Source organism: Alteromonas sp. 5NS40-0096, from assembly GCF_057544385.1.
In genome coordinates this window covers 1,158,608-1,171,722 of sequence record NZ_BAAJLQ010000001.1, presented here as the reverse complement: position 1 = coordinate 1,171,722, position 13,115 = coordinate 1,158,608, and the positions used below count along the sequence as shown (strand labels likewise).

Sequence of the window (13,115 nt, the reverse complement as noted above, 5' to 3'; positions counted from 1 at the left end):
CAATTGAACAGGAAGAAATATTGATTTTTCAACGCAAGAGTCTTGTATGATGTTGATAGCTAGATAATATTTTCATACTGAGACTAAATAGAAATAAGGAATAAAAATGAGACTAAAAGGGATTGTCACTTTTACGCTAACTGTATTTTACATGGCAAATAGTTTTGCATGGATTGAAAATTCAAATGTCACTGTTGATCAAGTTTGGGCGTATGAAGATAAATACGGTGGAGACAGCTTTGTAAGGTTCTCAAATGGCACTATGTGTTACATTCCGCCAGGAGAAAAGCAAGACCGATTGTATTCAATAGCCATCAGTGCTCTTCACAGTAGAGCGAAAGTAATTGTTCATTGCTACGACCTTTCTAATACTGAAAACCCAGTTCGCAAGGCCTCAGGAAGAGACGCCACTAAAATACATAGGTTTATCTTACAACAGAGTTAAGCAAACTGCTGTCTGCATACGTTAACAATTGAACGCTGTGACTTCTGTATCAAAATCAATTCAAATACATTGTTATCGTACTCTCGCTCCCGCTATTCGTCGGGCTAGTTACCAAAATTTGAGTATCTCAAACAGGTTCGTTCAAAATGAATATCAGATAAATCTAGTAGAGGGGCTATGAGTTTAAATCCTTGAGGTAATAGGAAACTTATCGGCTTGAATACTTTTTCATATTTGACCTCCCTCCAATCTTGGGCACAAAAAAGGCGAGTAATTCACTCGCCTTTTTCTCACGTTACCGGTTTAGGCTTCTGGTGTTGCTTGTTCACCGTCCGCTTGAACGACAGTGCTGCCGTTCATATTGGTACTTTTGATGATCTCACTGGCTTCTTGCGTAATGGTGTTATTACCATTTAGCAAATCATTTAAGGTGCCTGCTTGTGCGTCGACTAAGCCGAGCTCGCGCAACATTGCATCTACCACAGGCGCATTCGCGCGATAATTTAGCGCAGCGCTAGTGACTTGCTCTGCAATACCGCCATTGCTAATAGTGGCGTGTTCACTGCCCACACCGCCTGCACCTTGAGCACCGTAACCTTGAAGAATTTTAATACCTTCAATATTTTCAAGCGGTTTCACCGCATTGGCCACGATTTCAGGCAACACTTTAAGAATGGCCAGAGATTTTTGCAGTTCAATTTGTTCTGATTTCAACGTGTTTTCAGCGTCAAAGAGGGCTTTTTTACCGGCAGCTTCAACAGCAAATACTTTTTCGTCAGCTTCCGCCTGAAGCTTCTTCGCATCGGCGTTGGCAGTTGCTTCTGTTAAGATGGCTTCCGCTGCGTTTTCTGCCGCTTCTTTCTTCGCTTCCGCTTGGACTTTTATCCCAACCGCAGCTCGTTCCGCTTCTTTCTTCGCGTCGATGACTTCAATGTCCTTAAGACGATTCGCTTCGGCAACACGTCGTGCTGTAATAACGGCCTCTTCCTTTTCAACACGTTGTTTTTCCGCTTCCGCGGCTTTTGCTCGTGCGGCAGACTCTTCTTCAGATTTCGCGGCAACGGCAATTTGCTTAACCTGCTCAGCTACTTCCACTTCTTGCTGCTGCTGGATGCGGGCTTGTTCAAGTGCGTTGCGTTTTGCAATCTCTTGGGTTTCAATTTCGCGAGACTTCTCAATTTCTGCCGCTTCTACCGCACGCTCTTTGGCAATTTCTGCCTCTCGCTCTTCACGTTCTTTGTGTTCGCGCTGTTTAGCAATCTCGGCTTTTTGCTCTTGGCGTTTGAATGCCAAGGTTTGTTCTTGCGTTAAGCGAGCTTCTTCTTCATCGCGCTTAATATCCAGTGATTGCTTCTCGGCTTCGAGGTTACGCTGTTCAATTTTAACGCGGTTTTCTTGTTGAATATCGTTAGTTTCTTTGCGTTTTTCTTCGATGATTTTAGCCAGTCTTGCACGACCTTCGGCGTCAAACGCGTTGTTTTCATTGAAAAATTGCAAATCCGTTTGGTCAAATCCTGTCAAGCTCACCGATTCGAGTTCCAAACCATTCTTCTCGAGATCATTGGCTACGCTCTGTTGTACTTTTTGCACAAAGTCAGCGCGTTGTTCATGCATCTCTGTCATCGACATTTCAGCGGCGACAGCGCGCAATACGTCAACGAACTTGGATTCCATCAGCTTTTTCACTTCTTCAACACGAGTTGTTCTTGTACCCAATGTTTGTGCGGCCATGGAAATGCCATTTACGTTTGGTGCAACGCGTAAATAGAAGTCAGCTTTTACGTCAACACGCATACGGTCTTTAGTGATAAGTGCGTCTTTTTGCACCTTCTCTACTTCTATACGCAGTGTATTCATATTCACTGGAATGATCTCGTGGACCACGGGCAATACCAATGCACCGCCATCCTTAATGACTTTTTCGCCACCTAAACCGGTTCGTACGAAAGCAATTTCTTTCGTTGCTCGGGTGTAGAGCTTGGCGAACGTAAATCCGATAAACATGAAGCCGACAACGCAAGCGCCGACAATAATGAGTATCGAAAACAAGCTATCTGGATTAATTGATTGTTCCATGATTATGTATCCTTTTTGTACTACTGATAGCGGGTGGCTAGCCAGCCACTCGATGTTTTTTGAACCAGGACAACCTGGTCGCCTTGCACGAAGGAGTCTGTCCCTTCCATTGGCTCTACCATGAGGTAATGAGGTTGGTTGTGTTGGTCGATAAATTTGGCTTCCGCAGGCGAGCCAACTACTGCTTTGCCAAGGGTGATTTGTGCAACGTTGCCGACAAACTCATCTGTCGTTACTGCACTGGATTCGTTTTTAGGCATCATACGTGCGATGATGCCACCCGTGCGGCCTGTGACGATTAAGCCAACAATTGCTGCAACGGGGAGACTGATTATTGCCGGTGCGAAGCTACCTGTGCTTTTCACGAACACAAAATTGGTGATGTACCCCAACACGCCAAAAGAGACGAGCAAAAGGGTTAACCAGACCATGGTAGGGAGTTTATCGATACTCAGCCAGCTCAATACTGAAGAAATGCCACCTGAGTCTAAATCTGCGTCAACGTCCACGTCTGCATCAGTATCGAGCATGCCTAAAACACTGATACCAAAGAGCATACTGGCCACTTCAAGTAAGAATAAAGCCAATACAATGCCTACGGCGACGTTAAACCAAAAGTTACTTTCAGCGAGAAAAAATGATGCCATACCCACCTTCCTTGATGTTAAACCGCGAACACAATATACAGTAATATGGTGACAATTGGCCAGATTTCAAGACATTAGTCTGTTCTTGTGTACAGGTTACGAGTTTTACACTGCGTTTTTATGACAAACGGACTACGTGATTTACAGGTATTTTAGGCAAACGCGTGATGGGTGAGGTTAATGCTGTTGGGGCAGACTTCCAAAATACTGCCTTGATCATACCAATCGCCCAGAACAATGCGCTGGGCTGTGTTGCCATTCACTTTTAGCGAGTGAATATTTGGACGGTGAGTATGGCCATGAATAAGCTGGATGACGGCGTGCTTTTCCATAACCTGTACCACCTCTTCAGGCGTCACATCCATGATTTCTGGTTTCAGGTGTTTTTGATTTTCTTTGCTCTCAATGCGGCCTTTACGGGCGATTTCTCTGCGCCAAGACAAGGGTAACGCCAACATCATTCTGGGCCACCACCAACTTCGCGATTTTTTGCGGAATTTTTGATAGGCCACATCCCGAGTACACAACTCATCTCCATGAGTGATTAGGGTAGGGGTGCCGTACAAATCAATGATGGTTTGCTCTTTGAGAATGGTCATGCCTGCTTTGTTAGCCCAACCTTCTCTTATCGCAAAATCACGATTGCCGTGAATAAAGTAAATTGGCACGTGCTGGCTGAGCGTTTTAAACGCTTCTGCGATGGATTCACTGAACGGCGTTACGTCGTCATCGCCAATCCATACCTCAAATAAGTCGCCCAGAACATACAAGGCGTCCGCTTTTGGCGCTTGTTGTTCGAGAAACGTCATTAAACACTGGGTAATATCGGTACGGTCTGCACTTAAATGCAAATCAGCAATAAAATAGGTAACAGGCATGTGACTACTTCAGGAGATACGTGTCTCGCCACAGGAGAGACACGTCAACAACATTATTCGCTTACAACAGCAGATTCGATAACAACGGCCTCTACAGGCACGTCTTGGTGATAACCGTAATTACCCGTTTTCACCGTCTTGATTTTTTCAACCACATCCATACCGTCTGTAACCTTACCGAATACACAGTAACCCCAGCCGTTCATTGACTCACTAGTATGGTTTAGGAAGTCGTTATTACCGACGTTGATGAAGAACTGGCAAGTAGCGGAATGAGGATCGTTAGTACGCGCCATCGCGATGGTCCCCATCTCGTTTGCTACGCCATTGTTCGCTTCGTTTTCGATTGGCGCTTTCGTGTCTTTTTGGTCCATGTCTGCAGTGAAACCGCCGCCTTGAATCATGAAGCCATTGATTACGCGGTGAAAGATTGTGTCTGCATAAAAACCGTCGTTTACGTAAGACAAGAAATTCTCAACAGTTTTTGGAGCCTTGTCTGCGAAAAGTTCTAGCGTGATGTCGCCGAAATTGGTTTTTAACGTAACCATTCAATATACCTTTTGGTTGAAGTCGATAGTGGCGCTAATGTTAGCGTATTTCGCGCAGTTGTAAACTTTTGCCTATCGCCATCTGACAGTGCTAAACTGCGCGCCTGAAAATCATGAAGACTAAGGATATTTGATACATGTTACACCTATACAACACCCGTACCCGAGAAAAAGCGCGTTTTGTTCCGCTCCAAGAAGGTAAGGTGGGCTTGTATGTGTGTGGTATCACTGTCTATGACCTCAGTCACATGGGCCACGCTCGTACCTACTTGAGCTTCGATGTGCTGGTTCGCTACCTAAGACACCTAGGTTACGACGTAAATTATGTGCGAAACATCACCGATGTCGATGACAAAATTATCAAGCGTGCGAACGAAAACAATGAAACAACCGACGAATTAACCGCACGCACCATTGCCATGATGCATGAAGACTTTGCGGCAATTAATCTGCTCGAACCAGATGTAGAACCTCGCGTGACGACTCACATGAATGAAATCATAGAGTTGATTCAAATTCTTGTGGACAAAGGCTATGCGTATCAAGCGAAAAGTGGCGATGTATTGTTTGACGTCAGCAAGTACGACGAGTACGGCAAGTTGAGTAAGCAAAACCTCGAACAGCTTCAAGCGGGCGCACGAGTAGACGTAGGCGAAGATAAAGACGACCCATTGGATTTTGTCTTGTGGAAAACGGTAAAACCAGGTGAACCATTTTGGGAATCTCCCTGGGGCAATGGCCGCCCAGGCTGGCACATCGAGTGTTCAGCGATGAACAAAAAGCATTTAGGGTCACACTTCGATATTCACGGCGGCGGTTCTGATTTGACCTTTCCGCACCATGAAAACGAAGTCGCTCAATCGTGCTGCGCTTATGACACGCCGTATGTGAATACGTGGATGCACACGGGGATGGTACAGGTAAACGATGAGAAGATGTCCAAGTCTCTTGGTAACTTCTTTACGTTGCGCGATGTACTCAAAGAGCACGATGCAGAAATACTGCGCTTTTTCTTAATGTCAGCGCATTACCGCAGCCAATTGAGTTATTCGCAAGATAACATTGACCAAGCGAAAGCTGCTTTGGAAAGGCTTTACACGTCGTTGCGCGGCGTAGTTGTACCCAACGAGGGCGACTTGGCGTTTGGTGGCTATTTGGCCAGATTCGAATCGGCAATGAATGATGATTTGAATGTGCCAGAAGCGTATTCCGTATTGTTTGATATTGCTAAAGAGCTCAATAAGAGCAAAGACGATGCCGACACTGCGGCTAAACTTGCGTTTGTTTTGAAAGGGCTAGGTGGCATTTTAGGTATCTTACAAAATGATGCTGAGACGTATCTGCAAGGTGGCAACGATGATGATGCTGCGCAAATCGAAGCCTTGATTAAAAAGCGCAATGACGCCCGTGCCGCGAAAGACTGGGCCGCAGCTGATGAAGCTCGCGATGCAATCAGTGCAATGGGCATTGTGCTGGAAGATGGCCCTAATGGCACCACATGGCGTAGAAGCTAGTTTGTGTTATCGATGCTAAGAGGCCGCAACGCGCGGCCTTTTTTGTGCCCGTCGCTATTGAACACGGCAAACAATGGGGCGCTCTAAGGCATAAAAAAAGCCCCGGACTTGCGTCTGGGGCTTTGAACGTTAAGGGAGAAGTTTGAAATCCTGTTAACTCACAGGTTGGTTTCCATTACTGGAACTGGTAAGACATTCTTACACCGTAGTTACGAGGGAACAGGTAACTACCTTGAACCAGACCATTACCACCTACGTTGGTACGGGCAAGTACATCCTCATCTTCGATGTTTTCAACGAAGGCTTCAAAAGACAGTAGTTCGTCTTCAGAAGTCCAAGTCAAACGAAGATCGGTCTTAGTATAAGCGTCTTGAATTTGGGTTGAATAGATAGACACATCGTCTGTGTTGTATTCATCCGAATAGTAGAACTGTAGGTAAGGCGTTAACGTACTGCCACCTGAAAGTTCGAATACATAGCCTGCGCCTAAGCTCAGGGTTACATCTGGTGACCACGGTGGAGTCGTTCCACCCAGTTCGATCAAGCCATTGTTGACTTCACCAGAAGGTACGCCACCATTCAACTGGAACGGGTTTCTCACGCCAAATGTGTCGTATTCGGCATCCATCAATGACAGAGCTGCAGTGACGTATAAGTTGTCAGTTGCAAGCCAGTTAACGTCAGCTTCAAAACCAACTACATCAACAGAGCCCGCATTTTCACTTACCGTTACCGCGGTGCCTGAGTCAGGGAAGATCAAACGCTGTGTCACTAAGTCAGTGAACTCGTTTTTATAGAATGCAAAGTTGACTTGCAACGAGTTATCGAGGAAACGGTTTTTCATACCGATTTCCCACGCTTCTGATTCTTGCTGATCAAACGAGCTGCCGTTTGAGTTAAGGCCACCTGACAAGAATCCAGTCGAACCCGTACCATAAAGCAGTGAATCTTTGTTCAACTGGTAGTTAAAGCCAACTTTCCAAGTCACGATATCAAACGTTTCTTCACCCGAGCGGTCTGGCGCAATAGTGTAGTTGTATAACCCACGTGGACGACCGTTTAACCCGAAGTTTGTTACGCCTGGCAAGTTAGCGCCGTCAGCATCTCTACTCGTACCGAAGAAAGTGTTTGTCTCTTTTTCTTCTTCGTTGTAACGAATACCCGTGATTAGCGTTAACTGGTCTGTAATCGCGTATTCACTTTGGAAGAAAATACCGAGAGTCGTAACGTCAACTTCTTGGAAGTCGGCGTAATCACTAAAGTTGCCTCGGCCAAATGGGTCTAGAAGTTCGGTACCGTTGAACAAGGTGAACTCACGACCTTGAGCGTCGGTAAACGTGCCAAAAGCGGCATTGCTTTGGGTTCGTAGCTGAGAGAAACCAAACCCGATTTCGTCTTTTGAATAGTAAGCACCAGCAGTCCAGAAGAAATCACTGTCAGTGTTAGAAGACACTTGGAGCTCTTGTGTAACAGACTCAACTTCTTCATCCCAGTAGTAGGCATAGCCTGGATTCGGGCTGAAATCACCGTCGAAGTCCAATGCACTACTAAAGTCAGTGTAAGATGAAATCGACTTAACGGTTACTGCGTCTAGATCCCAGTTCAGCTCTAACGTCAGGTTGTTTTCTTGGTTGTCGCGTTTGTTTTCTACGTCATAAGAAACGGTATTGGGACGATCGAACGCCGAATCAGTACCCGCAGAACCTGGGGCAGGGTTGCCAAAGTCAACAAAATTACCACGTACATCGGTGACGCCGTTTTCGTCTACAGGTGCACCTAGACCTTCGGCCGCGAAAATACCCGGCGTGGTACCTTTTTGGTTAATCGACGTGAAACGGACGGTGGCGTTAAAGTCTTCTGAAGGTTCCCAGTAACTGCTGATACGGTAATTGAAGTTGTCATCTTGGCCTAAGTCACCAGCAGGGCCAATATTGTCGATGTAACCATCACTGCGAAGTGTTTGTACCGCAACACGAACGGCTAAGTCTTCGGTAAGTGGCTGGTTAATGAAACTTTCGGTACGCTGAGCATTGAATCGAGAATAACCTAACTTCACACCCATATCGAAGCCATCCAGGCTAGCAACATTTGTTGTGAGGTTTACTGCGCCTGCAAACGTATTACGGCCATAAAGCGTACCTTGCGGGCCTTTCAATATTTCAATTCTACCGACATCGAAGAAGGCTTGAGATTGCTGAGAAGCACGAGGGCGATAGACGCCATCAGCGAAGAAACCAGCGATTGACGAGTTGTCGGCGAAGGTGTTGTTTGAGTTCGCACCACGAATAGCAATTTTGGCGTCAGAGCCGATAAAACCAAAAGATACGCCCGGTGTGACTAGCTCGATACGGCTGATATCTTCGATACCCGCTCTTTCTAGCGCGTCTTGATTTAGTGCGGTAACGGAGATACCGACAGATTGCAAAGACTGTACGCGTTTTTGAGCCGTGACTTCGATTACTTCCAAGCCGCTTTCTTTTTCGGGTTGGTCTTTGTCACCCGTTGCTGCTTCTTGTGCAACGGCCGATTGCGCAAACAAAGCGCTAAAGATAGCGGTGTACAAAAGCGACTTCGGTCTATTTATCAGGTTCATAGGATATTTTCCCTTGCTTGTTGTTATGCAAAAACGCCATTACTGACAGTTTCCACTCTTCGATTTTAGACAATTTTAATTGTATTTTTATTATTCGATTTCCATAATAGACTTCGAAGTCAAAACAAGTCAAGACACAATTTTGTAACAGACCTGTAACGTCTTCGATTGTGAGGCTGTTGAATCACTCAACCATATCGTGAATGTTTCCTACTAAACTACGCAATATTCTAGGCTTTTTCGCGCTTTATCGCGACCATAACCTCCGCTGTCGATACGATTTCTATTGTTAACATTATAAAAGAATATATTTTTAATTTTATGATTTTAAACGATATTTTTATTTTGTCTTTTGCTTGGATTCAAGTGTTTTACGTTCAATTGTTAATTTTTTAGGTATCACATCGACGATAAGGTAAGTGATTTTTTAAGGCTGATGGAAAGCCGTGTCCGGCTTTTTTTTAACCAAAAATCAGTGATCACCAAAACGTAAAAATCGATAGACTTCGAAGTCATTTTACTTCGAAGTCTTGTTCGTGAAGTTATTGTGTTTTTCTTATGTACGAACAGAATCAACAGCAGAAGGTTGAAAATACCCATGTTAGTGTGATGGTTTGTTTTGCGGTGGCACCCACAGTCGGTAGTAAGAACGTATGTAAAGCCGCCGTATAAATCTGGCGAAGATGGCGTAGCGTAACCGTGAATACCAATTATGCGCGCTAAACGTCAGGCGCGGAATTGCTGTCTCTTTCTTGTAGTTCTGCTTTCCAGCGTTGCTGCGATACGTGGTGCTTTATTAGCTCCAAGCATTCATTGACTACCAGTAGCATTTCTTCATCCAATGCTTTCTCTGCTTGGTCAAAATCATTTAGCCCAGAGCGGATAAAGGTGTCAATGTCATCAGCGCTGATATCAGACAGTAGATTGACCAAAGAGGCATTGACGATATCGGTGACGGCATTTTCAAGCGTCGTTTCGATGGTACTGCCTAGTATTGGGATCAGAGAAATGGTCGAGACCTCAGCGTTTTCTCGTACCGCTTTGCCAATACTTGCCCTTACGTGTTTTCTGACAATTTCACCGTGTTCGCTATCGTGAATGGATTGGCCCAGGTGGTTTAACATGCCCGCAGCCCATTGGGTAACAATCACACGCCTCGGTGCTAGTACATGATTGACTACATCATCTATCAAAGGGGAGCCGGCAGCGATATCTTTTTGAGCGTCAGACAATACTTTTACTACGATGCGATCACTCAGCTCTTCGACAATAACGTCATAGTAAAACGCGATGAAACGAAAGAGGGCAGTTTGGTTTAAGTCGATGATCTTAAACTTGTGCAGCCGATACAATATTGAGACGACGCGTAAGAAGCGAAATAGGCGTGTCGCCCCCAATGGAATCATTCCGACGATGTCGTACCAATGTATGAAAGGGTAGAAATACCAACGCATGTGTTCTTTTTTGCGAATAGACACAAACCACCGAACACAAAATTCGGTTAAGAAAATACCAATAAACGCCAAATCGACAAAAATGAAATTGTGATGGATTACATCGTATTGCTGAGTGAAGTGGGGAAACCAGTCAGCGAGCAAAGCGTGAATCGCGGCCGTTTCGTAAAGTCCGTCAAACAATAGCCAAGCCAGATTGAACGCGAGAACGCCCAACATGACCAAGTCAACGACAAGCCATGGTCCTTCATGACTTGTTCGAAGGTTCTCTCTATTAATACGTAGCATTGTGTTCAACGGCTCCCTGATGAAAGTAATACCACTACCAAAATAGTTGCCTAGATTGGCGCGTCGACGTTAGCCGACGTTTTTGGTGCGCGTCACATCTACATATAGTTTGAGTTTTTGTCCCGGTTGTAAATATTTCTTGGGATTTAAATTGTTCCATTTTGTAATGTCGCTACTACGAACATTGAATTTGCTGGCAATTCTGGCAATTGAGTCACCGCGTCTAACCGTGTAAGTCAGTGAGCGCATAATCGCGTCTTGGCTTTGATTGGTTGACGCTTGCTTTTGCCAAACGACGAGCGATTTGCCAGGTATAAGAGGATCAGTCGGCGCCATGCCATTCCACTTGGCTAGCTCTCGCATGCCAACGTTATACTCACGGCTTAAATCCCAAAAGGTATCGCCGCGCTTAACCGTGTGGTTGATTTTGTAGGCACCACGCTTTTTACTCTGAGTAGAGGCGAGTCTTTGGTCATCAGACAACGTATATTCGTCGAGCTGTTTTAAGGCAACTGGAATCATCAAGTAGTCACCAACGCGAATCATGTTGTTGGCTTGGTCATTCACTCGCTTGATGATATCAACGGTCGTGTGGTACTGCTTTGCCAGTTTGAGTAAGCTGTCACCCGATTTTATTTTGTGACGCGTCCAATTAAGCCTATCTTTGCGGTCGACTTTCGCCAATTCGGTAGAAAACAATTCCGCTTTCGTTATGGGTAGTACAAGGCGGTGAGGGCCATCAGGATCCGTTGCCCACTTATTGTAACCTGGGTTTAGCGCGTGAAGTTCCCGTAATGTCATATCGGCTAGGGTCGCGGCGTAGGCGAGATCAATTTGAGATTCCGTATCCACCACAGTGATTACGGGGGCGTTTTCGACTTCAGGCCAGCTAAAATCATATTCGTCGTGCTTTTTTAAAATATCAGCTAGCGCGAGCAGTTTGGGCACGTAGGCTCGAGTTTCTTTTGGTAAACTCAGAGACCAAAAGTCTGTCGGCTTACCGGCTTTGGCATTTTTTCTAATCGCTTTGCGAACTCTGCCTTCACCACTGTTGTAGGCAGCCAGTGCATGTAACCAATCACCATCAAAGTATTTCAATAGGTATTCGAGATAATCCAGTGCGCCTTGAGTGGATGCAATGACGTCTCTGCGACCGTCATACCACCAATTCTGCTTCATACCGAAGCGTTTAGCGGTACCGGGGACAAATTGCCACATCCCAGCAGCGCGGCCATGTGAATAGGCAAACGGGTCAAATGCACTTTCAACGATAGGCAACAGTGCCAGTTCTAGTGGCATGTCGCGCTTTTCGATTTCATCGACAATGTAATACAAAAATGGCGAAGCGCGTTTTGACACTCTCGCCATATACGATGGATGTTTTAAATACCAGTTGCGCTGGGCATTCAAACGTTGATTATCTGGAATATCAAATGCTAACTGTTGGCTAACTCGGTCCCAAACGTTGGTGATTTCGACGGCAATGGGTTCGTCTGGCGTCAAGTCAACGGTCACATCTTCATCAGGATGAATAACCGGAATGACACCCGCGTCAACGTCTTCACAGGTGACGTGGCCAAAGCCCATTGGATCACAATTTGGTTGATTCTGCGTCTCAACAATTTCTGGCTCGACTTGGGTTAGCTGACACCCAGTGACTGAAAGTATCGCGGCAAAGGCGAGGGGAGCACGCAATAATGCGCTGTATTTGTATGACATCAACATGCCTCTATTTTTCGTTTTAGTTAGTCACAACAAGGTTGTTGATTTTTCAATGACGGCTCGTAAACCGACATATTACGATCTCGCTCGGAAAAATGCATTAAAACTCGTCTTTCCAACGTCTCATCTGAGCAAAAACCGCTACGGCATCGGGCAGCGTTTGTTCGGCTTTCTTTTCTAGCACGGCATGCAGGGCAGGCACGTGGCAACGCAAAAACGGGTTAATGGCTTTTTGCGTCTCAATTGTCGTGGGTAGTGTGGGTAAATTCTGCTCCCGTTGTGTCTGCGCCCACACTTGGTACTCAGCCAAGTCGTTATTGTCGACATCAAGATGGCGAGCAAAGGTAACATTTGCCAACGTATATTCATGTGTGCAATACACTTTAGTGGTGTCAGCCAGTCGAGAAAGTTTTGTCAAAGACCGAGTAAATTGTTTTGGTGTCCCTTCAAACATCCGTCCACAGCCTGCCGAGAAAAGCGTGTCGCCACAAAACACACCGCCATGACCAACAAAAGCAATGTGATCAAGCGTGTGCCCTGGCACTTCGAAAACGCTGAAATTAACTGAGAGGCGAGGGAAGCTAACGACCGCGCCTTCCTTCACTTGTTTGGTCAGGCCTTTAATCTTGTCATTGACAGGCCCAATTACCGGAATATCACCATAAGCGCTGTGTAGTGAAAGGATACCACCAGTGTGGTCGTGATGATGATGGGTGATTAGGATTCCAATCAAGGTTAACTGATGACGTTGGCAATATTCGATAACAGGGTTGGCATCACCAGGGTCAACCACTACCGCATAGTCTTGGTTGTGTATGCACCATATGTAATTATCGGTGAAAGCGGGGATCGGTGTAATGGAGACATTTTCCGGAAGCGAGTTGGCAGCCAAAGCAACACCATTTTGTGAATCTAACAATATCCGATACTATAAAAACTTGTGACTGTGT

General features: G+C 45.5%; 10 protein-coding genes. 2 read left to right on the top strand and 8 right to left on the bottom strand.

From position 1 onward, the window contains the following. Positions 1–106 precede the first annotated feature (106 nt). Positions 107–445 (top strand): hypothetical protein, encoded by a 339-nt coding sequence (locus AC27G9_RS05345; protein WP_487071773.1) that lies wholly within the window; start codon positions 107–109, stop codon positions 443–445. A 303-nt stretch (positions 446–748) separates the two neighbouring features. Here AC27G9_RS05345 and AC27G9_RS05340 read toward each other — a convergent pair whose 3' ends face one another. From AC27G9_RS05340 to AC27G9_RS05325, 4 genes are all read right to left on the bottom strand, one after another. Next, complete coding sequence (locus AC27G9_RS05340) at positions 749–2,521, bottom strand: flotillin family protein (RefSeq protein ID WP_487071771.1); 1,773 nt, start codon at positions 2,519–2,521, stop codon at positions 749–751. A gap of 20 nt (positions 2,522–2,541) precedes the next feature. Then, the gene (locus tag AC27G9_RS05335) at positions 2,542–3,168 is read right to left on the bottom strand and encodes an OB-fold-containig protein (protein ID WP_487071769.1); all 627 of its coding nucleotides are present in this window, start codon (positions 3,166–3,168) and stop codon (positions 2,542–2,544) included. Between the two features lie 152 nt (positions 3,169–3,320). Next, positions 3,321–4,046, bottom strand: a complete 726-nt coding sequence (gene lpxH, locus AC27G9_RS05330) for a UDP-2,3-diacylglucosamine diphosphatase (RefSeq protein ID WP_487071767.1) — start codon at positions 4,044–4,046, stop codon at positions 3,321–3,323. A 53-nt stretch (positions 4,047–4,099) separates the two neighbouring features. Next, a complete protein-coding gene (locus tag AC27G9_RS05325) occupies positions 4,100–4,594 on the bottom strand; it encodes a peptidylprolyl isomerase (protein WP_487071765.1) in 495 nt (164 codons plus the stop codon). A gap of 137 nt (positions 4,595–4,731) precedes the next feature. Between AC27G9_RS05325 and cysS the strand changes: the two genes are divergently transcribed. Beyond that, complete coding sequence (gene cysS, locus AC27G9_RS05320; RefSeq protein WP_487071763.1) at positions 4,732–6,108, top strand: cysteine--tRNA ligase; 1,377 nt, start codon at positions 4,732–4,734, stop codon at positions 6,106–6,108. Between the two features lie 175 nt (positions 6,109–6,283). On the opposite strand, the gene AC27G9_RS05315 is transcribed toward cysS, so the two are convergent. The 4 genes from AC27G9_RS05315 to gloB all read right to left on the bottom strand — a co-directional run bounded on the left by AC27G9_RS05315 (position 6,284) and on the right by gloB (position 13,057). Next, complete coding sequence (locus tag AC27G9_RS05315) at positions 6,284–8,701, bottom strand: TonB-dependent receptor (RefSeq protein WP_487071761.1); 2,418 nt, start codon at positions 8,699–8,701, stop codon at positions 6,284–6,286. A 719-nt stretch (positions 8,702–9,420) separates the two neighbouring features. Further along, complete coding sequence (locus AC27G9_RS05310; protein WP_487071759.1) at positions 9,421–10,443, bottom strand: ion transporter; 1,023 nt, start codon at positions 10,441–10,443, stop codon at positions 9,421–9,423. Between the two features lie 69 nt (positions 10,444–10,512). Next, positions 10,513–12,162, bottom strand: a complete 1,650-nt coding sequence (locus AC27G9_RS05305; RefSeq protein WP_487071757.1) for a lytic transglycosylase — start codon at positions 12,160–12,162, stop codon at positions 10,513–10,515. A gap of 103 nt (positions 12,163–12,265) precedes the next feature. Continuing rightward, a complete protein-coding gene (gloB, locus tag AC27G9_RS05300) occupies positions 12,266–13,057 on the bottom strand; it encodes a hydroxyacylglutathione hydrolase (protein ID WP_487072065.1) in 792 nt (263 codons plus the stop codon). Positions 13,058–13,115 lie beyond the last annotated feature (58 nt).